The 19706-nt window shown below is 59.2% G+C and carries 20 protein-coding genes; 17 read left to right on the top strand and 3 right to left on the bottom strand.

Translation table 11 applies throughout. From position 1 onward, the window contains the following. The first annotated feature begins 5 nt into the window (after nucleotides 1–5). From HU719_RS12105 to glmS, 13 genes are all read left to right on the top strand, one after another. Entirely contained in the window at nucleotides 6–878 is an 873-nt protein-coding gene (locus HU719_RS12105) for a ParB/RepB/Spo0J family partition protein (RefSeq protein WP_186517588.1), read from the top strand. A gap of 149 nt (nucleotides 879–1027) precedes the next feature. Further along, nucleotides 1028–1435, top strand: a complete 408-nt coding sequence (locus tag HU719_RS12100; protein WP_186534849.1) for a F0F1 ATP synthase subunit I — start codon at nucleotides 1028–1030, stop codon at nucleotides 1433–1435. Nucleotides 1436–1451: 16 nt separating this feature from the next. Next, nucleotides 1452–2321, top strand: coding sequence for a F0F1 ATP synthase subunit A (gene atpB / locus HU719_RS12095; RefSeq protein ID WP_186517584.1), 870 nt, complete (start codon nucleotides 1452–1454; stop codon nucleotides 2319–2321). Nucleotides 2322–2467: 146 nt separating this feature from the next. Continuing rightward, complete coding sequence (gene atpE, locus HU719_RS12090; protein ID WP_003097235.1) at nucleotides 2468–2725, top strand: F0F1 ATP synthase subunit C; 258 nt, start codon at nucleotides 2468–2470, stop codon at nucleotides 2723–2725. Nucleotides 2726–2783: 58 nt separating this feature from the next. Continuing rightward, nucleotides 2784–3254 (top strand): F0F1 ATP synthase subunit B, encoded by a 471-nt coding sequence (locus tag HU719_RS12085; RefSeq protein ID WP_186517582.1) that lies wholly within the window; start codon nucleotides 2784–2786, stop codon nucleotides 3252–3254. Between the two features lie 12 nt (nucleotides 3255–3266). Continuing rightward, nucleotides 3267–3803: a F0F1 ATP synthase subunit delta gene (locus HU719_RS12080; RefSeq protein WP_186517580.1), complete on the top strand. Its 537-nt coding sequence runs from the start codon at nucleotides 3267–3269 to the stop codon at nucleotides 3801–3803. Between the two features lie 21 nt (nucleotides 3804–3824). Then, on the top strand, nucleotides 3825–5369 hold the full coding sequence (atpA, locus tag HU719_RS12075; protein WP_186517578.1) for a F0F1 ATP synthase subunit alpha: 1545 nt from the start codon (nucleotides 3825–3827) through the stop codon (nucleotides 5367–5369). Between the two features lie 48 nt (nucleotides 5370–5417). Continuing rightward, nucleotides 5418–6278, top strand: a complete 861-nt coding sequence (gene atpG, locus HU719_RS12070; protein WP_186517576.1) for a F0F1 ATP synthase subunit gamma — start codon at nucleotides 5418–5420, stop codon at nucleotides 6276–6278. A 27-nt stretch (nucleotides 6279–6305) separates the two neighbouring features. Beyond that, nucleotides 6306–7682 carry a F0F1 ATP synthase subunit beta gene (atpD, locus tag HU719_RS12065; protein WP_186517574.1) on the top strand — a complete coding sequence of 459 codons (1377 nt, stop codon included), beginning with the start codon at nucleotides 6306–6308 and terminating at the stop codon, nucleotides 7680–7682. A gap of 44 nt (nucleotides 7683–7726) precedes the next feature. Then, nucleotides 7727–8146, top strand: coding sequence for a F0F1 ATP synthase subunit epsilon (locus HU719_RS12060; protein ID WP_110994045.1), 420 nt, complete (start codon nucleotides 7727–7729; stop codon nucleotides 8144–8146). A 123-nt stretch (nucleotides 8147–8269) separates the two neighbouring features. Further along, nucleotides 8270–9637, top strand: a complete 1368-nt coding sequence (gene glmU, locus HU719_RS12055) for a bifunctional UDP-N-acetylglucosamine diphosphorylase/glucosamine-1-phosphate N-acetyltransferase GlmU (protein ID WP_186517572.1) — start codon at nucleotides 8270–8272, stop codon at nucleotides 9635–9637. 220 nt (nucleotides 9638–9857) lie between these two features. Next, on the top strand, nucleotides 9858–10625 hold the full coding sequence (locus tag HU719_RS12050; protein WP_186517570.1) for a DeoR/GlpR family DNA-binding transcription regulator: 768 nt from the start codon (nucleotides 9858–9860) through the stop codon (nucleotides 10623–10625). Nucleotides 10626–10637: 12 nt separating this feature from the next. Further along, nucleotides 10638–12470 (top strand): glutamine--fructose-6-phosphate transaminase (isomerizing), encoded by a 1833-nt coding sequence (gene glmS / locus HU719_RS12045; protein WP_186534850.1) that lies wholly within the window; start codon nucleotides 10638–10640, stop codon nucleotides 12468–12470. A gap of 631 nt (nucleotides 12471–13101) precedes the next feature. On the opposite strand, the gene HU719_RS12040 is transcribed toward glmS, so the two are convergent. Together HU719_RS12040 and HU719_RS12035 are read right to left on the bottom strand one after the other, a co-directional pair. Then, nucleotides 13102–13554: a hypothetical protein gene (locus HU719_RS12040; RefSeq protein WP_186517534.1), complete on the bottom strand. Its 453-nt coding sequence runs from the start codon at nucleotides 13552–13554 to the stop codon at nucleotides 13102–13104. Nucleotides 13555–13830: 276 nt separating this feature from the next. Then, nucleotides 13831–14850, bottom strand: coding sequence for an alpha/beta hydrolase (locus HU719_RS12035; RefSeq protein ID WP_186534851.1), 1020 nt, complete (start codon nucleotides 14848–14850; stop codon nucleotides 13831–13833). 207 nt (nucleotides 14851–15057) lie between these two features. Here HU719_RS12035 and HU719_RS12030 point away from each other — a divergent pair, with 207 nt between their 5' ends. From HU719_RS12030 to HU719_RS12015, 4 genes are all read left to right on the top strand, one after another. Then, nucleotides 15058–15627 carry a TetR/AcrR family transcriptional regulator gene (locus HU719_RS12030; protein WP_186534852.1) on the top strand — a complete coding sequence of 190 codons (570 nt, stop codon included), beginning with the start codon at nucleotides 15058–15060 and terminating at the stop codon, nucleotides 15625–15627. 59 nt (nucleotides 15628–15686) lie between these two features. Then, entirely contained in the window at nucleotides 15687–16163 is a 477-nt protein-coding gene (locus HU719_RS12025) for a nuclear transport factor 2 family protein (protein WP_186517530.1), read from the top strand. A gap of 266 nt (nucleotides 16164–16429) precedes the next feature. Next, complete coding sequence (locus HU719_RS12020; protein ID WP_186534853.1) at nucleotides 16430–16897, top strand: hypothetical protein; 468 nt, start codon at nucleotides 16430–16432, stop codon at nucleotides 16895–16897. Between the two features lie 273 nt (nucleotides 16898–17170). Continuing rightward, nucleotides 17171–18463 carry an MFS transporter gene (locus tag HU719_RS12015; protein ID WP_186534854.1) on the top strand — a complete coding sequence of 431 codons (1293 nt, stop codon included), beginning with the start codon at nucleotides 17171–17173 and terminating at the stop codon, nucleotides 18461–18463. A 353-nt stretch (nucleotides 18464–18816) separates the two neighbouring features. Here the strand turns inward: HU719_RS12015 and HU719_RS12010 are convergent, their stop codons facing one another. Then, on the bottom strand, nucleotides 18817–19686 hold the full coding sequence (locus tag HU719_RS12010) for an aldose 1-epimerase (RefSeq protein ID WP_186537495.1): 870 nt from the start codon (nucleotides 19684–19686) through the stop codon (nucleotides 18817–18819). Nucleotides 19687–19706 lie beyond the last annotated feature (20 nt).

Genomic DNA, 19706 nt, shown 5'->3' with positions numbered 1-19706 from the left:
TCCGCATGGCCATCAAGAAACGCGGTCTCGGACGTGGGTTGGATGCACTGCTCAGTGGTCCTTCCGTCAGCTCGCTCGAAGAGCAGGCTGTGCAGATCGACCAGAAAGAACTGCAACACCTGCCGGTCGAGCTGATCCAGCGTGGCAAGTACCAGCCGCGCCGTGACATGGACCCGCAGGCGCTCGAAGAACTGGCGCACTCGATTCGTGCCCACGGCGTCATGCAGCCGATCGTGGTGCGTCCGATCGGTGACAACCGCTACGAGATCATCGCCGGTGAGCGCCGCTGGCGGGCTACGCAGCAGGCCGGGCTGGACACTGTTCCGGCCATGGTCCGCGAAGTGCCCGACGAAGCCGCCATCGCCATGGCGCTGATCGAGAACATCCAGCGTGAAGACCTCAACCCGCTGGAAGAAGCGCTTGCCCTGCAACGCCTGCAGCAAGAGTTCGAGCTGACCCAGCAGCAAGTGGCCGATGCCGTCGGCAAGTCGCGGGTCACCGTGGCCAACCTGCTGCGCCTGATCTCGTTGCCGGAGGCGATCAAGACCATGCTCGCCCACGGCGACTTGGAGATGGGCCACGCCCGTGCATTGCTCGGCCTGGAAGAAGATCGCCAGGAAGAAGGGGCGCGTCATGTTGTCGCACGTGGCCTCACCGTGCGCCAAACTGAAGCACTGGTGCGCCAGTGGCTGAGCGGCAAACCTGAGCCGGTCGAAACGAGCAAACCTGATCCGGACATCACCCGCCTTGAACAGCGGCTCGCAGAGCGCCTGGGCTCGGCGGTGCAGATTCGCCACGGCAACAAGGGCAAGGGGCAACTTGTCATCCGCTACAACTCGCTAGATGAGTTGCAGGGCGTGCTTGCTCACATCCGCTGAAACAATTCCTGTTGTAGCGCGCAGTCGGAAATCACTACCCGATAGTTGAATAGGGGTTAATCCACCCCTATACTCTGCGCGCATTTTGTCGGCACAAATTATGCCAAGTCGATGTTGACGAGGCGGTCGACTTTCGGGGAGCAGTTTCGATGGAAATCCGCACGCCAAACCGCCTGCCTTTCCATCGCTGGGCAGTTTTTCCGGTATTACTGGCTCAATTTGTCGTACTGCTGCTGGCAGCCTTGGTGTTGTGGCAGTGGAAAGGGGGAGTCAGCGGTTATTCAGGCCTCTGCGGAGGGCTGATCGCCTGGCTACCCAATGTGTATTTCGCCTGGAAGGCTTTTCGCTTCAGCGGAGCCCGGGCGGCGCAGGCCATCGTCAAGTCGTTCTACGCTGGCGAGGCAGGCAAGATGATTTTGACGGCAGTGCTGTTTGCACTGACCTTCGCAGGCGTGAAGCCGTTGGCGCCGTTGGCAGTATTCGGTGTCTTCGTGCTGACCTTATCGGTCAGCTGGTTCGCGCCCCTGCTGATGAATAAAAGACTTTCGAGACCTTAGGGCGTTTGAGGCAACCATGGCAGAAGAAACCGCTTCGGGTTATATCCAGCACCACTTGCAGAACCTGACCTACGGTCAACTACCAGACGGCAGCTGGGGCTTGGCCCATTCGGCTGCAGAAGCCAAGGCAATGGGCTTCTGGGCGTTCCACCTGGACACCCTGGGCTGGTCCGTCGCGATGGGTCTGATCTTCCTGTTGATCTTCCGCATGGCAGCCAAGAAGGCGACTTCCGGCCAGCCTGGCGGCTTGCAGAACTTCGTCGAAGTGCTGGTCGACTTCGTTCACGGTAGCGTGAAGGACTCGTTCCACGGCCGCAGCGCGGTAATCGCCCCGCTGGCGCTGACCATCTTCGTCTGGGTGTTCCTGATGAACGCCATCGACCTGGTACCGGTCGACTGGTTGCCATGGGCTGCACAGAAGCTGTCGGGCAACGAGCACATCTTCTTCCGTGCCGTACCGACCACCGACCCGAATGCGACCCTGGCCATGGCCTTCTGCGTATTCGCGCTGATCATCTTCTACAGCATCAAGATCAAGGGCATCGGCGGCTTCATCGGCGAACTGACCCTGCACCCGTTCGGCAGCAAGAACCTGTTCGTTCAGGCGCTGCTGATCCCGGTCAACTTCCTGCTCGAGTTCGTCACCCTGATCGCCAAGCCGATCTCGCTGGCACTGCGACTGTTCGGCAACATGTATGCCGGCGAGCTGGTGTTCATCCTGATCGCCGTGATGTTCGGCTCTGGCCTGCTGTGGCTGGCCGGCCTGGGCGTGGTGCTGCAATGGGCGTGGGCGGTGTTCCACATCCTGATCATCACCCTGCAAGCCTTCATCTTCATGATGCTTACCATCGTCTACCTGTCGATGGCTCACGAAGATAACCATTAAGACCGCCTGGCGTGTCTGATAGTCTTGCCCGCCAGTCCCGGGGGCAGGGCTTAAAAAGTCCGCAAGGGCAATGCTGTACCAAACGATTTGTTTTACCGCTTCAAACTAAAAACCTAACCAATACGACGTAAAAGTCGGGAGGAAAGATGGAAACTGTAGTTGGTCTGACCGCTATCGCTGTTGCTCTGCTGATCGGCCTGGGTGCTCTGGGTACCGCCATTGGTTTCGGCCTGCTGGGCGGCAAATTCCTGGAAGGCGCTGCTCGCCAGCCAGAAATGGTTCCGATGCTGCAGGTCAAAATGTTCATCGTTGCCGGCCTGCTCGACGCCGTAACCATGATCGGCGTTGGTATTGCTCTGTTCTTCACCTTCGCAAACCCCTTCGTTGGTCAGATCGCCGGCTAATCACTCGTTTCCGACGAGTTGATGGCTGTGATGAACAAAGACCGAGCGAGGTGTTGGCGTGAACATTAATGCAACCCTGATTGGCCAATCCGTTGCTTTCTTTATTTTTGTATTCTTCTGCATGAAGTACGTATGGCCTCCGGTCATCACTGCTTTGCAAGAGCGTCAAAAGAAGATTGCCGACGGCTTGGACGCTGCCAACCGTGCAGCTCGCGACCTGGAGCTGGCCCAAGAGAAAGCGGGCCAGCAACTGCGTGAAGCGAAAGCACAGGCAGCTGAAATCATTGAGCAAAGCAAGAAACGCGCTGCTCAGCTTGTCGAGGAAGCCCGTGATCAGGCCCGCGTCGAAGCTGACCGTGTGAAGGCTCAGGCTCAGGCCGAGATCGAACAGGAACTGAACAGCATCAAAGACGCTCTGCGTGCCCAAGTGGGTGCTCTGGCCGTTGGCGGTGCTGAAAAGATCCTTGGCGCCACAATCGATCAAAACGCGCATGCGGAGCTGGTTAACAAACTGGCCGCTGAAATTTAAGCGAGGGCGATCATGGCAGAACTGACCACGTTGGCCCGACCTTACGCTAAGGCGGCCTTTGAGCACGCCCAGGCCCATCAGCAACTGGCCAATTGGTCAGCCATGCTCGGCCTGGCTGCTGCGGTGTCGGAAGACGGCACCATGCAGCGCCTGCTCAAGGCCCCGCAACTGACTAGCGCAGAAAAGGCCGCCGCATTCCTAGAAGTGTGCGGTGACAAGTTCGATGTACAGGCACAGAATTTCATTCATGTTGCCGCGGAAAACGACCGTCTCCTGCTTCTGCCGGAGATCGCCGCTCTGTTCGAGCTGTACAAGGCCGAACAAGAGAAATCCGTGGACGTGGAAGTCACCAGTGCTTTTGCGTTGAACCAAGAACAGCAAGACAAACTCGCCAAGGTTCTCAGTGCACGGCTCAGCCGGGAAGTGCGCCTGCATGCGTCGGAGGATGCCAGCCTGATCGGCGGCGTCGTCATCCGCGCAGGCGACCTGGTAATCGATGGCTCGGTTCGCGGCAAAATCGCGAAACTGGCTGAAGCATTGAAATCTTGAGTTTGAAGGGGCAGCAGAGCAATGCAGCAACTCAATCCTTCCGAAATTAGTGAAATCATCAAGGGTCGCATCGAGAAACTCGATGTCGGCTCCCAAGCCCGTAACGAAGGTACCGTGGTATCCGTCTCTGACGGTATCGTGCGTATCCACGGTCTCGCCGACGTCATGTACGGCGAAATGATCGAGTTCCCGGGCGGCGTATACGGTATGGCACTGAACCTGGAGCAAGACTCCGTAGGTGCGGTGGTACTGGGTGCGTACAACTCCCTCGCCGAGGGCATGAGCGCCAAGTGCACTGGCCGCATCCTGGAGGTTCCGGTTGGTAAGGAACTGCTGGGTCGCGTTGTCGACGCACTGGGTAACCCGATCGACGGCAAAGGTCCGTTGGGCAACACCGAGACCGACGCGGTCGAGAAAGTTGCTCCAGGCGTGATCTGGCGTAAGTCGGTAGACCAGCCTGTACAGACTGGCTACAAATCGGTTGACGCCATGATCCCTGTCGGCCGTGGCCAGCGTGAGCTGATCATCGGTGACCGTCAGATCGGCAAGACCGCCATGGCCATCGACGCCATCATCAACCAGAAAGACTCCGGTATTTTCTGCGTTTATGTTGCTGTCGGCCAGAAGCGTTCCACCGTTGCCAACATCGTTCGCAAGCTGGAAGAAAACGGCGCCCTGGCCAACACCATCGTGGTGGTTGCCAGTGCTTCGGAATCCGCCGCACTGCAATTCCTGGCGCCTTACGCCGGTTGCACCATGGGCGAGTTCTTCCGTGACCGCGGTGAAGACGCTCTGATCGTTTACGATGACCTGTCCAAGCAGGCCGTTGCCTACCGTCAGATCTCCCTGCTGCTGCGCCGTCCACCAGGACGTGAAGCGTACCCAGGCGACGTGTTCTATCTCCACTCCCGTCTGCTGGAGCGTGCATCGCGCGTTTCGGAAGAGTACGTCGAGAAGTTCACCAACGGCGCAGTGACTGGCAAAACCGGTTCCCTGACCGCTCTGCCGATCATCGAAACCCAGGCTGGCGACGTTTCCGCGTTCGTTCCGACCAACGTGATTTCCATCACCGACGGTCAGATCTTCCTGGAATCGGCCATGTTCAACTCGGGCATCCGCCCTGCAGTGAACGCCGGTGTTTCGGTATCCCGCGTAGGTGGTGCCGCTCAGACCAAGATCATCAAGAAGCTGTCCGGTGGTATTCGTACCGCACTGGCTCAGTACCGTGAACTGGCGGCATTCGCCCAGTTCGCGTCCGATCTGGACGAAGCGACCCGCAAGCAGCTTGAGCATGGTCAGCGCGTTACCGAGCTGATGAAGCAGAAGCAGTACGCGCCGATGTCGATCGCTGACATGGCTCTGTCGCTGTACGCCGCTGAGCGTGGGTTCCTGACCGACGTGGAAGTCTCCAAGATTGGTAGCTTCGAACAAGCGCTGATCGCCTTCTTCAACCGTGATCACGCCGACCTGATGGCGAAGATCAATGTGAAGGGTGACTTCAACGACGAAATCGACGCTGGCCTGAAAGCCGGTATCGAGAAGTTCAAGGCCACCCAGACCTGGTAAGCCGCAGCGGGGGCTCCGGCCCCCGCTTGCTAACCTGATAGGTGATACATGGCAGGCGCAAAAGAGATTCGCAGTAAGATTGCGAGCATCAAAAGCACGCAAAAAATTACCAGCGCCATGGAAAAAGTGGCGGTCAGCAAAATGCGCAGGGCACAAATGCGCATGTCTGCTAGCCGTCCTTATGCGGAGCGTATCCGCCAGGTGATCGGTCATCTGGCCAACGCCAACCCGGAATACCGCCACCCGTTCATGATCGACCGCCCTGTAAAGCGCGCCGGTTATATCGTGGTGAGCAGTGACCGTGGTCTGTGCGGTGGCTTGAATACCAACCTGTTCAAGGCCTTGGTCAAGGACATGAACGCAAACCGCGAACAGGGCGTTGAAATCGACCTGTGCGTGATCGGCAGCAAAGGTGCGACTTTCTTCCGTATCTTTGGCGGCAACGTTGTAGCCGCGATCAGCCAACTGGGCGAAGAGCCATCGATCAATGATTTGATCGGCTCCGTCAAAGTGATGCTGGACGCCTACCTCGATGGCCGTATCGATCGCCTTTCGGTGGTTTCGAACAAGTTCATCAACACCATGACCCAACAACCAACGGTCGAGCAATTGGTACCGTTGGAGGCAACCCCGGATCAAGAACTCAAGCACCACTGGGATTACCTGTACGAACCCGACGCAAAAGAGCTGCTGGACGGCTTGATGGTGCGTTACGTGGAGTCGCAGGTGTATCAGGCGGTGGTCGAGAACAACGCTGCTGAACAAGCAGCCCGGATGATCGCCATGAAAAACGCCACAGACAACGCCGGTGATCTGATCAGCGAACTTCAGCTGATCTACAACAAGGCGCGTCAGGCTGCGATCACCCAGGAGATCTCGGAAATCGTCGGCGGCGCTGCCGCGGTTTAACGGTTCAAAAATTCAGAGGATCCAGCTATGAGTAGCGGACGTATCGTTCAAATCATCGGCGCCGTCATCGACGTGGAATTCCCACGTGACGCCGTGCCGAGTGTTTACAACGCGCTGAAAGTACAAGGCGCGGAAACCACTCTCGAAGTTCAGCAGCAGCTGGGCGACGGTGTGGTTCGTACCATTGCGATGGGCTCGACCGAAGGTCTGAAGCGCGGTCTGGACGTCGTCGATAGCGGCGCGGCCATTTCCGTTCCAGTTGGTAAGGCCACTCTGGGCCGTATCATGGACGTTCTGGGCAACCCAATCGACGAAGCCGGCCCGATCGGTGAAGAAGAGCGTCGCGGTATCCACCAGCCAGCGCCTTCGTTCGCTGACCAGGCAGGCGGCAACGACCTGCTGGAAACCGGCATCAAGGTTATCGACCTGGTTTGCCCGTTTGCCAAGGGTGGTAAGGTTGGCCTGTTCGGTGGTGCCGGTGTCGGCAAGACCGTAAACATGATGGAACTGATCCGTAACATCGCCATCGAGCACAGCGGTTATTCCGTGTTCGCCGGTGTGGGTGAGCGTACTCGTGAGGGTAACGACTTCTACCACGAGATGAAGGACTCCAACGTTCTCGACAAAGTAGCGCTGGTCTACGGTCAGATGAACGAGCCACCAGGAAACCGTCTGCGCGTTGCGCTGACCGGCCTGACCATGGCTGAGAAGTTCCGTGACGAAGGTAACGACGTTCTGCTGTTCGTCGACAACATCTATCGTTACACCTTGGCCGGTACCGAAGTATCCGCACTGCTGGGCCGTATGCCTTCGGCAGTAGGTTACCAGCCGACTCTGGCCGAAGAGATGGGCGTTCTGCAAGAACGTATCACTTCGACCAAAGAAGGCTCGATCACTTCGATCCAGGCCGTATACGTGCCTGCGGACGACTTGACCGACCCGTCGCCTGCTACCACCTTCGCCCACTTGGACGCCACCGTCGTTCTGTCCCGTGACATCGCCTCCCTGGGTATCTACCCAGCGGTCGATCCACTGGACTCGACTTCGCGCCAGCTGGACCCGAACGTGATCGGCAACGAGCACTACGACACTGCCCGTCAGGTCCAGTATGTTCTGCAGCGCTACAAAGAGCTGAAGGACATCATTGCGATCCTGGGTATGGACGAACTGTCCGAGACCGACAAGCAACTGGTAGCCCGCGCTCGTAAGATCCAGCGCTTCCTGTCGCAGCCGTTCTTCGTGGCCGAAGTCTTCACCGGTTCGCCAGGCAAGTACGTTTCCCTGAAAGACACCATCGCTGGCTTCAGCGGCATCCTCAAAGGTGACTACGACCACTTGCCAGAACAAGCGTTCTACATGGTCGGCAGCATCGACGAAGCGATCGAGAAAGCCAAGAAACTGTAATCCCGGCGCCCCGCAAGGGGCGCTAATCAGGTTGAGGCAAGCAGATGGCTATGACAGTCCATTGCGATATCGTCAGCGCGGAAGGAGAGATCTTCTCCGGCCTGGTCGAGATGGTAGTAGCGCACGGCAACCTGGGCGATCTTGGTATCGCTCCAGGCCACGCCCCGCTGATCACCAATCTCAAGCCGGGTCCGATCACGCTGACCAAGCAGGGTGGCACTCAAGAGGTGTTCTACATCTCCGGTGGCTTCCTCGAAGTGCAGCCGAACATGGTCAAGGTTCTTGCCGACACCGTGCAGCGTGCTGCCGACCTGGACGAAGCTCAGGCGCAGGAAGCCCTCAAGGCTGCCGAAAACGCCCTGAACACGAAAGGCTCGGACTTCGACTACGGTGCTGCTGCGGCACGCCTGGCCGAAGCTGCAGCTCAGCTGCGCACTGTCCAGCAAATGCGCAAAGGCAAGTAATCTGGCTTTGGCCGGTAACCTGCGTTGCGATTGAGTTAAAGGGTAGCCTCGGCTACCCTTTTTCTTTTTCCGAATTTTATTCCTCGGTCACCCCCCTGACCGCCCCGGATTGGTAGCCAGTCAATGTCTCTCGATATCGTCATTCTCGCCGCAGGCCAAGGCACCCGCATGCGCTCGGCGTTGCCCAAGGTGCTGCACCCGGTTGCCGGCAACTCGATGCTTGGCCATGTTATCCACAGCGCCCGTCAGCTGAAGCCCAACGGCATTCACGTGGTCATTGGCCACGGTGCCGAGCAAGTTCGCGAGCGCCTGGCGGCGGATGACCTTAACTTCGTGCTGCAGGACAAGCAGCTCGGTACTGGCCACGCAGTAGCCCAGGCACTGCCGGCAATCAGTGCCGACACTGTGCTGGTGCTGTATGGCGATGTGCCTTTGATCGAGGTCGAGACCCTGCAACGCTTGCTGGCCAAGGTCAGCGCCAGCCAGCTTGGCCTGCTCACCGTGAACCTTGCCGACCCGACCGGCTATGGCCGTATCGTGCGGGATGCCCAAGGGCAGGTGCAGGCCATCGTCGAGCACAAAGATGCCAGCGATGCGCAAAAGGCTATCAAGGAAGGCAACACCGGCATTCTGGCCATGCCGGCAGCGCGCCTGGCTGACTGGATGGGCCGCCTTTCGAACAACAACGCCCAGGGCGAGTATTACCTGACCGACGTGATTGCCATGGCAGTGGCCGATGGCCTGGTGGTTGCCACCGAGCAGCCGCACGACGCGATGGAAGTGCAGGGCGCCAACGACCGCCGCCAGCTGTCTGAGCTAGAGCGCCATTATCAACTGCGTGAAGGCCGTCGCCTGATGGCCCAGGGCGTGACCCTGCGCGACCCGGCCCGTTTCGATGTGCGCGGTGAGGTCACGGTTGGGCGCGATGTGCTCATCGATATCAACGTGGTGCTCGAAGGCAAGGTAGTGATCGAGGACGACGTGCAGATCGGCCCGAACTGCGTGATCAAGGACAGCACCCTGCGTAAAGGCGTGGTCATCAAGGCCAACAGCCATATCGAAGGCGCGGTGATGGGCGAGGGCAGCGATGCCGGCCCGTTTGCGCGCCTGCGCCCGGGCAGTGTGCTGGAAGCCAAGGCCCATGTGGGTAACTTTGTCGAGCTGAAGAATGCCCGACTCGGTGAAGGCGCCAAGGCCGGGCACCTGAGCTACCTGGGGGACGCCGACATCGGGGCGCGTAGCAACATCGGCGCTGGCACCATTACCTGCAACTACGACGGGGCGAACAAATTCCGCACCGTGATGGGTGAGGACGTGTTCATTGGCTCCAACAACTCGCTGGTAGCGCCTGTGGAAATCCAGGCCGGCGCCACTACTGCTGCGGGCTCGACCATCACCCAGGCAGTCGAGGCGGGGCAGTTGGGCGTGGCCCGTGCCCGCCAGCGCAATATCCAGGGTTGGAAACGGCCTGAGAAAATCAAGAAGAGCTGAGTTATCCCCAGCTGAGTTATGCACAGGCCGGCTTATGTGAATAAGTCGGCCTTTGTGTTTTTTGGCGTAGCTAAAACTGCCGGGGCCGCTTCGCAGCCCATTCGCGGCACAAGGCCGCTCCTACAAGAGTGCGCGGTCGGCCCTAAACAACGCTTGACTAAAAAACGCTCATAGGTTTTGATTGCGCCACTTATCTTTCGAATCGAAACTTAAAACCGAAATGTCGAAACGTAATACACCCCAACGCCGCCATAACATCCTCACCTTGCTCAACGAGCAGGGCGAAGTCAGTGTCGACGCCTTGGCCAAGCGTTTCGAAACTTCCGAAGTGACCATTCGCAAGGACCTCGCCGCCCTCGAAGCCAACGGCCTGCTGCTGCGCCGCTACGGTGGCGCGGTCACCATGCCGCAGGAACTGCTCAGCGATACCGTGCAACCGGTGTCGCCGCACAAGCAGGCCATCGCCAAGGCAGCCGTGGAACGCATTCGAGAACACGCACGCATCATCATCGACAGCGGCAGCACTACGGCTGCGATGATCCCGCAGCTCGGGCGCCAACCAGGCCTTGTGGTGATGACCAATTCGCTGAACGTGGCCCGCGCCATCAGCGAGCAGGAACACGAGCCGGTACTGTTGATGACCGGTGGCACCTGGGACCCGCATTCCGAGTCGTTCCAGGGCCAGGTGGCCGAGCAAGTGCTGCGCTCCTACGACTTCGACCAGCTGTTCATCGGCGCCGACGGCATCGACCTTGAACGTGGCACCACCACCTTCAACGAGCTGCTCGGCCTGAGCCGGGTGATGGCCGAAGTCGCCCGGGAAGTGATCGTGATGGTCGAGTCCGACAAGGTCGGCCGCAAGATCCCCAACCTTGAGCTGCCCTGGAGCAGCGTCACTACCCTGATTACCGATGATCGCCTGCCCACAGAGGCACGCGACCGCATTCAAGCCCGCGGCATCAATCTGATCTGCGCCGCTATCAGCTAGGAGCAACATCTTATGTGTGGAATCGTAGGTGCCGTTGCCGAGCGCAACATTACAGCCATCCTGATCGAAGGCCTCAAGCGCCTGGAATACCGCGGCTACGACAGCGCCGGCCTGGCCGTGCTCAGCGAGCAGGGCCTGGAGCGTCGCCGCCGCATCGGCAAGGTCAGCGAGCTGCAAGCCGCCGTGGCTGCCGACCCGCTGCTGGGCAAGCTGGGGATCGCCCATACCCGCTGGGCCACCCACGGTGCGCCGACTGAAGAAAACGCTCACCCGCACTTCTCCGGCCATGACGTGGCGGTGGTGCACAACGGCATCATCGAAAACCACGAAGAGCTGCGCGACGAGCTCAAGGGCCTGGGCTACGCCTTTGCCTCGCAGACCGATACCGAGGTGATCGTTCACCTGATCCACCATTTGCTCAAGACCACCCCCGACTTGACCGCCGCGCTCAAAGCCGCGGTGAAGCGCCTGCACGGCGCCTACGGCCTTGCAGTGATCAGCACCAGTCAGCCCGACCGGCTGGTCGCTGCGCGCAGCGGTAGCCCGCTGGTGATCGGCCTGGGCCTGGGCGAGAACTTCCTGGCCTCCGACCAACTGGCGCTGCGCCAGGTCACCGACCGCTTCATGTACCTCGAAGAAGGCGATATCGCCGAAATTCGCCGCGATCAGGTACTGGTCTGGGATCAGGCCGGCGAGCCGGTGCAGCGCGAAACCGTGCAGCACAGCGAAGGCGCGGAAGCGGCCGACAAAGGCGTATATCGCCACTTCATGCTCAAGGAAATCCACGAGCAACCGGCCGTGGTACAGCGCACCCTGGAAGGCCGTCTGGGCAAGGACCACGTCATGGTCCAGGCTTTCGGCCCGCAGGCCGCCGAGCTGTTTGCCAAAGTGCGCAATGTGCAGATCGTCGCCTGCGGCACCAGCTACCACGCCGGCATGGTCGCGCGTTACTGGCTGGAAAGCCTGGCTGGTATCCCGTGCCAGGTCGAAGTGGCCAGCGAGTTCCGCTACCGCAAAGTCGCGGTGCAGCCGGACACCCTGTTGGTGTCGATTTCCCAGTCGGGCGAGACCGCCGACACCCTGGCCGCGCTGCGCAATGCCAAGGAGCTGGGCTTCCTAGGCAGCCTGGCGATCTGCAACGTTGGCATCAGCTCGCTGGTGCGTGAATCCGACCTGACCCTGCTGACCCTGGCCGGCCCGGAAATCGGCGTCGCCTCGACCAAAGCCTTCACCACCCAACTGGTGTCGCTGATGTTGCTGACCCTGGCCCTGGGCCAGGTGCGCGGCTCGCTTGCCGCCGGCGTCGAAGCCGAGCTGGTAGAAGAGCTGCGCCGCCTGCCAGCGCGCCTGGGCGAAGCCCTGGCCATGGACCATGTGGTCGAGAAAACCGCCGAACTGTTCGCCGACAAGCACCACACCCTGTTCCTCGGCCGTGGCGCGCAGTACCCGGTGGCGATGGAAGGCGCGCTCAAGCTCAAAGAAATCTCCTACATCCACGCCGAAGCCTACCCAGCCGGCGAGCTCAAGCACGGCCCGCTGGCCTTGGTCGACGGCGACATGCCGGTGGTCACCGTGGCGCCGAACAACGAGCTGCTGGAAAAGCTCAAGTCCAACCTGCAGGAAGTGCGCGCCCGCGGCGGGCAGTTGGTGGTGTTCGCCGATGAGCAGGCCGGCATGAGCAACGGCGAAGGCACCCACGTGATCAAGGTGCCGCACATCGCCGATGCACTGGCGCCGATTCTGTACACCATTCCGCTGCAGCTGCTTTCTTACTATGTGGCGGTGCTGAAGGGTACAGACGTGGACCAGCCGCGGAACCTGGCTAAGTCTGTGACGGTGGAGTAGGGGGCTAAAGCAGGGCCCAGCGATGGATTTCGACAATTAAAGCTGTGCTGAAAAAATCAAAGCTTTAATGCACGGAGGGAGCTCGCTCAATGCTCCCTCCAATCCACCCCTTCCATCCCAATCGTAGGCGCGCCAGTATCCACAGCTTCGTGGGACAGCCTCATTACATCTACTGCCTCGGCGTAGGTTTGGTGATCAGGTAGCAGAATCTTGGGATTGGGCATCAGTGCCTCGAGGTCAGTGAAGCGAGTCGGATAAGCTGGCTGCTTCCGAAAACTGGAAATCCACAACCGTGTGCTAAGGGCGATCCGCCAGCAATTTTAACCATCAGCTTCTGATGTCCGAGCTCCATCACTATTGGAAGGGCGCTGCGCTCGTGGACTATTCAGATCCGTCGAGACGGCTACCCGCACTCCGGATGAATGAGTAAGAGATCCCTACGTGTTGCCACCGGAAAAACGACCCCATCGTTCCGGTCATCGACTCTCGTGATTCCCTGGCTGGCGTTTTCTATGCGGTGTCTGCGACACTTTTTCCATAGAGCGCCTAGGAGGATACCTCATCAGCTTTCGAGAAATAGACACTTAGGGCGGCGACTATCGGGAGCTAACCAGAAGCAAATCAGATAGGCCTACAAGCGATCCAGCGTCCACGCGTGTGCGATGTCATCACAATGTTTTGCCGTGAACATAAGGTTCAGTTCGGTTGAGTCGAATGGGCGATACGCCCAATGCCCAGGAATAGGCCCCCGGGTCACCATGTACTCCAGCCGATATTTCTGAAGAGGCTCACAGGTGAGAGTGGTCGCATTCAGATCGAGCCATTCGCCCTGGCGAAGTGTCCAAAGCTTGTTGACAAGGTTGTCGTCATCTAACAACGCGATGCCGACATCTATCAGATAGAGGCTGTGCAGCTTATTTTGCAGTCTGAGGCTTCTGGCCATGAGGCAACCTATTGCGCTAAATGATGGCGTTATGATGCCCATCCATGACACATAATAAGTCCAACATCCTGCCAGCGCGCAAGAAGCGGCGTTGAAACTGTGGCGGGCTGATAAGGTTTTTGCGTTCAGCTCGGGGGCCATACCGGATTCGGTTGCTGCCCAAGCCATTGCGAAGGAGTGGGGAAAGAAAAAATGATGTAAATCATGTTGTTAAGTTAAAAATACAGGTTTTATTGTATTTGCAATTGATCAGAGCGGCTGATTTCAGCAGTTGTGACAGCTTTGCGGAATTTCAGCGAGGCCTGAAACCCTGAGGGCCGTAAGGGCCTGAAAGTACGGACTTTATTGTCCATTATCAGCGACCAAAAATCAGCCCTGGAGCACGACACTGTTGCGCTCCAGGGCTGAGTACTACCCTTACTTCAGATGCTGCTTGAGCGCCTGGGCAGCCTGGTCCATCGCACTGTGGGTTCCAGGCACTGCCTGGAGGACGTTGAGCAGGCCGAAGTCGTGGATCATGCCGTTGTAGCGCACAGCGGTCACTGGCACACCAGCGGCGTTCAACTTGCGGGCGTAGGCTTCGCCTTCATCGCGCAGCACGTCCATTTCAGCCGTTTGTACCAGTGCCGGTGGCAGTCCTTTCAGCTGGTCCAGGCTGGCGCGCAGCGGAGATGCGTGAATGTCGTTGCGCTGCTTCGGATCCGTGGTGTAGCTGTCCCAGAACCACTGCATCATGTTGCGTGTCAGGAAGTGCCCTTCGGCGAATTGGTTGTACGAACCGTTGTTGAAATTGGCATCCGTCACAGGCCACAGCAGCGCCTGGAAGCGCAGCTTCGGGGTGCCTGCTTCCTTCGCCTTGATGGCGACTACCGCGGCCATGTTGCCGCCGACGCTGTTGCCCGCCACTGCCAGGCGGGTGCCGTCCACACCGATTTCTTTGCCGTGCTCAGCCACCCAACGCGTAGCGGCGTAAGCCTGATTGATCGCGGTGGGGAAGCGGGCCTCGGGCGATGGCGTGTAATCGACGTAGACCGCTGCCGCACCAGAGCCCACCACCAGGTCGTGAATCAGCCGCTCGTGGGTCGGATAGTCGCCCAACACCCAGCCGCCGCCATGGAAGAACATGAACACCGGCAGGTCACCCTGGGTGCCCTCCGGGCGTACTACCCGGATTTCCAGCGGTTGGCCGTCGACCGTGATGGTACGGCGCTCGACCTGAATACCTGACAAATCGACCTTGACGCTGGCCTGGGCACCGGTCAGCACCGCTCGGGCGTCTTTCGGCGGCAGGGTTTCCAGTGGCTTGCCGCCGCCTGCAGCCAGAGCCTCGAGGAAGCCTTGGGTGGTTTGGTCCACGCCTTGGCTACCAGCGGCGAAAGCGCCAAAGCTGGCGCCGAGCGTCAATGTGGCAATGGCGAAGGTTTTGCGAAAGGTCATGGTGGTTCTCCAATGCGGGATCAGGGATGAGCGGGTGTTTAGTGCTTGAGATGTACATTGCGCGATAATGTTTAGCGCGCAAAATATATTCCCGCTATGGGCACGATTGACCGTTTGCATAAGCCCCGCACACCGGCCTGGCTCACGTGATCGAGAATTCAAACGATCGTGCTTGACTAGAGAGAACGACCGTTCTACATTGAGTCCATGAGCCGACCAACGATAGATCACCGAGACCAGATCCTCGCCACCGCCGAGAAACTCATTTACGAGAACGGGATTCATGCCACAGGCATGGATCTATTGGTGAAGACGTCTGGCGTGTCCCGCAAGGGCATTTATAACCACTTCGCTACCAAAGACGATGTGGCTGCTGCGGCGTTGAGTGCGCGCGATGTGCGCTGGATGAACTGGTTTAGAACAGAGTGCGACAAGGCCGGTACGCCGTATGACCGCATACTTAATATGTTCACGGTTTTAAAGGGCTGGTTCGAAACCGATGGTTTTCGTGGCTGTGCGTTCATCAATACAGCAGGCGAGGTTGGGAGTCCCGATGACCCCATCCGCCAGATCGCAAAGCGACATAAACAAAAGCTTTTAGACTACACGCTTGAACTGACGGAGCAATTGAACACCGAGCAACCGTTGGTCTTGGCCAGGCAGTTACTTGTTTTGATGGAAGGCGCAATCACCATGGCGCGAGTTATGGGTGATTATCACGCTGCTGATAATGCAAAGGACGTTGCGCGGATGTTGCTGAAAGAGCTCACGCCTTAACGCGCGCGCTTTAAATACCCCTCACATTCTATCTATCCTGCTCGACTGGAGTCACTACCATGTCCAATGCCCAAACTCGCCCGCCACTTCCTCCTTTCACTCGCGAAACAGCGATTGAAAAAGTTCGCCTCGCTGAAGATGGTTGGAACAGCCGCGACGCCGAGAAAGTTTCGCTGGCCTATACGCTGGATACCAAATGGCGTAACCGCGCTGAATTCGCTACTAATCGCGAAGAGGCCAAAGGTTTTCTCACGCGCAAGTGGAAAAAAGAACTCGACTATCGCCTGATCAAGGAACTCTGGGCCTTTACCGACAACCGCATCGCCGTCCGTTATGCGTACGAGTGGCACGATGATTCTGGTAACTGGTTCCGTTCCTACGGTAACGAGAACTGGGAGTTTGAAGCCGATGGCCTGATGCACCGTCGCTTCGCCTGCGTCAACGACATGCCTATCAAGGAAAGCGAGCGCAAGTTCCACTGGCCGCTGGGCCGTCGTCCGGATGATCACCCGGGCCTGACTGAACTCGGCCTGTAAGTCATCCATAACCTGACCTTTTGCAAAGAAGGGATGGGGAAAGGAATGTAGGCCTTGGCATCGTCTTGTAAATTCGGCATGTGCTGGGTTCGTGTTAACTACCTTTTTCAACTGTAATCCACTGTGGTTTACCAGTCGAAAAACTAGTTTACAGTGCAGTGATTCACGCTCGATAAGGCAATAGCCCTCTAGCATGCTGCAATTTCCTACAGCAGATGCAGATCCGTATGATTGACGCCAGCAATTCTCAGGACGAGCACCCTCAAATGTTGATGAAACTGGCACCGAAAAAGCGCCGCAACCCGCGTAATTTCTACCTCGGCATCGCCGCAACCTTGCTAATCGTCGGCGTTGGCCGTTATTTCTCGCACAAGGCCGAGCAGGAGAGTGCGGCGCAAAAGGCGCAGCTTGCGGCAACCTTGGTGCAGTTGAATGCGGCGCTTCCAAGGGCGGTGGATGCGCAGACCACGCTTGAGTTCATCGGCATGATGTACGGCGACACGATTTTCTACCGTTACCGTATCGACATGGCTCCCAGCAGCCTGTCCGAAGAAGCCAAGGCCAGCATGGAAGCGCGGATACGCCAGGGCCTTGAGCAGATGTCTTGCAAGGAGCCGCAACTGATGGCGGCGATGCGCAAGTTCAAGCTCCACCAGGAGCACTTCTACCTGGCCCGCAACACCTCGCTGTTCTCCATCGACATTCGTCCCGAGCAGCTGAACTGCGCAAGCTGATTCGCAGTTAACTCCCTCGCAGAGATCGTACAACATGCTGTCTGCGGCTTCAGCTGCAAGCAAAGCGCCGATCCGCGCCCTAACGCTTTTCACGTCAGATCGCTAGGGCCACTTTGCGGGCCCGGTGAACAGCACTACGATCCGCTCCTTCAAATTTAGTTGTACGACGACCTATGACGTGTCAATCTCTCGCCTGAAACAATTTGTCTCAATTGGCCCTGCCGGCCTGTTGGGGCAAACACCACACCTCTAAAAATAAAAGTCAGGTGAACCATGAAGATCAAAGGCATCCGTTGGTGGATGGTCAGCCTTGTCACGGCTGGGCTCGTCGTCAACTACCTCGCCCGCAACACGCTGTCGGTGGCTGCGCCCACCTTGATGAGCGACCTCTCCATCAGTACCGAGCAATACGCCAAGATCGTCGCCACCTGGCAGGTGTGCTACGCCCTCATGCAGCCCATCGCGGGATGGTTTATCGACTTCATCGGCACCAAGCTCGGCTTTGCCGTGTTCGCCATGGCCTGGTCGGTGGCCTGTGCGGGCGCAGCGCTGGCGACCGGCTGGCAGAGCATGGCGTTCATGCGTGGGTTGTTGGGGCTGACGGAAGCGGCGGGGTTGCCGGCAGGGGTCAAGGCCACCACCGAGTGGTTCCCGGCCAAGGAACGGTCGGTGGCCATCGGCTGGTTCAACATCGGCTCATCGCTCGGCGCGGTGCTGGCGCCGCCGCTGGTGGTGTGGGCGATCCTGCACAGCGGCTGGCAGTTGGCGTTTGTGCTGGTCGGGGTGTCCGGCATCGTCTGGACCTTGCTGTGGATGCTGCTGTACAAGCACCCGCGTGACCAGAAGCGCCTGAGCGACGAGGAGCGCGACTACATCCTCTCCGGGCAGGAAGCACACTTCAAACAGCAAACCCGCGAGAAGGGCGCGTGGAAACGCATCTTCAAGACCCGCAACTTCTACGCCATCGCCTCGGCGCGGATTCTTTCCGAGCCGGCCTGGCAGACCTTCAATGCCTGGATTCCGCTGTACCTGATGACCGAGCGGCACATGAACATCAAGGAAGTGGCGATGTTCGCCTGGCTGCCGTTTCTGGCTGCCGACATCGGCTGCGTGCTGGGTGGCTACCTCAGCCCGCTGTTCCACCGTTACCTGAAAGTATCGCTGTTCACCTCGCGCAAGATGGTGCTGGTGTTCGGCGCCAGTTGCATGATCGGGCCGGCGTGCATCGGCCTGGTGCAAAGCCCGTACACCGCGATCATGCTGCTGTGCATCGGCGGCTTTGCGCACCAGACGCTTTCCGGTGCGCTGTACTCGATCACCTCGGACTCCTTCAGCAAGGACCAGGTGGCGACGGCGACCGGCATGGGTGGTATGTGTGGGTACCTCGGCGCTGCGGTGTTTACGCTGGTGTTCGGCATTCTGGTGACCAAGATCGGCTACAGCCCGCTGTTCGTGGTGCTGGCAGTGTTCGATATCATCGCGGCGGTGCTGGTGTGGAAGGTGGCGCGTGAGGTGATGGCCGAGCCTTTGAAACAGCCTGTAGTCGGTGCTTCGGCAGTTGCTTGAAGTTGGGGCCGCTTTGCGGCCCCATCGCGATGGTTCGGCATTTCAGGCAAGGCTAAAGGCTTTAAATTCGTGGGACACAGTCATTTGCAGGCCTGTTCTGGCCCTATCGCAGGCCGCCCATCCCCATATCGATGCCGTCTACGCGGTCAGTGTAGGAGCGGCCTTGTGCCGCGAAAGGGCTGCGAAGCAGCCCCAGGATCTGAGCACCCACCAGAATCGTTGGGGCTGCTTCGCAGCCCTTTCGCGGCGCAAGGCCGCTCCTACACAATCAAAAGCGACTTGCCCGAAACCATAGAATCTCCCACGCTGCCCCAGTGCTCTGCGCACAGCGAAGCCCAAACACCGCTACCTGCTCACAGCGCCTGATACTGCATCCTGAACCCCAGGCTCATGACTTCACCTTGCTCTAACAAGCGCAGCCCCGGCCGCCCGGGCAAGTGATGCGCATTGACCGGGTGGCTGACCGGCTCGAAACAGAAGAAGTCCTTGCCCTGCGGGCAAAACAGCAAGAAGTGCTCGGCGCCTGTGGCGCTGCACGCCAGACGGTAGCCAGCACTTGGCTGCTCGATAATGCAGCTGCCCGGCCAGCCGCCAAAGCCATGATCGACTACCCCGCCTGGCAGAGGCCCGAGCGCCTCGAAGTTCCAGTCCTGTGGCAGTGCCGCCTGGCGCGAAGGCAACTGCCCTTCGTCTGCCAGCCACACATGCTGCGCCGCCGCCTGCAGCCGAGTATCGGCATGGCGCGGGAAATAGGGGTGTAGCCCCAGCCCGTACCAGTTGGCGACGGGGTCTTGATGGGTGACCTGCAGGTCCAGTTGCAGGCAGCCGTCATGCAGTTCCACATCCAGCGTCGCGCGGTAGGCGAACGGCACTTTGCTGTCCAGGCTCAGGCGCGCCCGGCGCTGGCTGTGGTGCTCAACCTGCCAGGCCTGCAACCAGGCGCTGCCATGGATGGGGTAGACGTCATGGTCGGTATTGGGCGCCAGTGCCTGCCAACCATCGGGGCGGGCATAACCGCCTCCGGCGATGCGGTTGGACCAGGGAGCCAGCAGGTAGCAGCCCAGCCGCCGCGGCGTGCCGCTGGCCAGTGCGGCGGCGTCGCTGTGGCGCAGCAGCGCCTGGCCGGTGGCCTTGACCTGCCAGTTGACCAGGCTGGCGCCGGTAGCGGGTGCCAGGCTCAGGCGGGTCAGGTGATCTTGCAGGTGCAGTTCGGTCACGGCCAATTCAAGGCTCCTTTGAAGAG

It is taken from the genome of Pseudomonas farsensis (genome assembly GCF_014268805.2).
GTDB classification, from domain to species: domain Bacteria; phylum Pseudomonadota; class Gammaproteobacteria; order Pseudomonadales; family Pseudomonadaceae; genus Aquipseudomonas; species Aquipseudomonas farsensis.
Note: the sequence above shows the minus strand (reverse complement) of the source record. Positions and strands in the feature narration are given on the sequence as shown.